Here is a 567-nt window from a genome sequence, read left to right as displayed (position 1 = left end):
CAGAATGATGCGGTGAATACGTTCCCGGGCCTTGTACACACCGCCCGTCACACCATGGGAGTGGGTTGCTCCAGAAGTGGATAGTCTAACCTTCGGGAGGACGTTCACCACGGAGTGATTCATGACTGGGGTGAAGTCGTAACAAGGTAGCCCTAGGGGAACCTGGGGCTGGATCACCTCCTTATACGATTTAGAACTTATTTGTTCGTAGTGTCCACACAGATGATTGTTAGTTAGCTAAACCACTTGGTTTAACTAATTAATATGCTCTTTAAAAATTTGGAAAGCTGATATTAAAATTCTTATAGATACTTGTATCTATAAAGAGTTTTCAAAAGTAAAAAATATGCCATTAATCGAAAGATTAATTGGTATCTACTTTAGTATTCTCATCATTATTTGATGAATTAACTTCTGGCGAAGTTAACAGCTGTCACTAACAAAGACCCGTTTGGGTTGTATGGTTAAGTGACTAAGCGTACACGGTGGATGCCTTGGCAGTTGGAGGCGATGAAGGACGTATTAACTTGCGATAAGCCTAGTCAAGCTAGTAAAAAGCGCTTGAGA

The 567-nt window shown here is 41.3% G+C and carries 2 rRNA genes; both read left to right on the top strand.

Features of this window, described 5'->3' with window-relative positions:
* Positions 1-184 (top strand): 16S ribosomal RNA (locus tag AOG26_RS20345); the annotation flags it as partial.
* A gap of 278 nt (positions 185-462) precedes the next feature.
* Positions 463-567, top strand: a 23S ribosomal RNA gene (locus AOG26_RS20895); the annotation flags it as partial.

The organism is Pseudoalteromonas sp. UCD-33C, assembly GCF_001306895.1.
Taxonomy (GTDB): domain Bacteria; phylum Pseudomonadota; class Gammaproteobacteria; order Enterobacterales; family Alteromonadaceae; genus Pseudoalteromonas.
The sequence above is the reverse complement of the archived record's forward strand: the minus strand, read 5'-3'. Positions and strand labels throughout refer to the sequence as shown.